Raw genomic sequence first — 1148 nt, 5'->3', positions numbered from 1 at the left:
GCCCGGCGCAGCCGGGCCTCGAAGGATGCGGCCCGGGCCGTCGCCCTTCGAGGCTCGGGCTTCGCCCGAGCACCTCAGGGTGACGGTGAGAGTCAGTGCTGGAGGCCGCTGGTCTCACTCGATCCGGATGCCGGCCGTCTCGATCACGCTCTTCCACTTGGCGGTCTCGGCGGCCATGAAGGCGGCGAGGCTCTCCGGCGTGCCGCCGGTCGGCACCGCGCCGAGGTCGCGGATGCGCTGCGCCAGCTCCGGCTCCTTCAGGGCGGCGTCGACCTCGGCATTGATGCGCGCGACGATCGCCCGCGGCGTGCCGGCGGGGGCCAGGAAGGCGAGCCAGCTCCCCATCTCGATGTCGGGAATGCCGGCCTCGGCGTTGTCGGGAACGTCCGGGATCGACGCCGCCCGGCCCTTGCCGGTGACGGCGAGCGCCCGCACGGTTCCCGCGGTGATGAAGCTCATCAGGCCCGGCACCGTGTCGATGGTGAAGTCGATATTGCCGGCGAGCAGATCCTGGAGCATCGGCGCGCTGCCGCGATACGGCACGTGCGTCCCGGCGATGCCGGTGCTCTGCACGAACACGGTGCCGCCGAGATGGCCGGTCGAGCCCACGCCGGCGCTGCCGAAGGTGGCGCCGCGCGGCGCCGCCTTCATCTCGGCGACGAACTCCTTCACGGTCGTCGCCTTGACCTTGGGGCCCACTACCAGGACGCTCGGGAAGTAGGTGATCGAGACCACCGGCGTGAACGCCGTCGCGGTGTCGAACGGCATCTTGCGGTACATGAACTGGTTCATCACCGCGGGGCCGGGGGTCGCCACCAGCAGCGTGTAGCCGTCGGGCTGGGCGCGGGCGACCACCGCGGCGCCGAGATTGCCGGCGCTGCCGGCCGTGTTCTCGACGACCACGGGCTGGCCGAGCCGGACCTGAAGGCGCGCCGCGACCAGGCGGGCGACCACGTCGGTCGATCCGCCCGCCGCGTAGGGGACCACGATGCGCACCGGCGACTCCGGCCACGCCGCCAGGGCGCCGCCGGGCCATGCCGCGCCGAGGACGCACGCCGCCACGGCGGCGAGAGCCAGGCTGTTCCATCCTGTTCGCATGATCGGCTCCTGTGAGGATCGACGCCCGCCCGGACCGACGCATGACGTCG

Annotated in this window: 1 protein-coding gene; it reads right to left on the bottom strand. The window is 72.6% G+C overall.

Annotation, left to right across the window (positions count from 1 at the left end):
• Nucleotides 1-114: 114 nt before the first annotated feature.
• Entirely contained in the window at nt 115-1098 is a 984-nt protein-coding gene (locus tag CH341_RS31415; RefSeq protein ID WP_111423635.1) for a Bug family tripartite tricarboxylate transporter substrate binding protein, read from the bottom strand.
• Nucleotides 1099-1148: the final 50 nt, after the last annotated feature.

Origin of the sequence: Rhodoplanes roseus, from assembly GCF_003258865.1 — a bacterium.
Classification (GTDB): Bacteria; Pseudomonadota; Alphaproteobacteria; order Rhizobiales; family Xanthobacteraceae; genus Rhodoplanes; species Rhodoplanes roseus.
Note: the sequence above shows the minus strand (reverse complement) of the source record. Positions and strands in the feature narration are given on the sequence as shown.

Excerpts from the sequence above, each read along its gene's own strand:
- CH341_RS31415 (WP_111423635.1), bottom strand. The coding sequence starts at position 1,098 with ATGCGAACAGGATGGAACAGCCTGGCTCTCGCCGCCGTGGCGGCGTGC.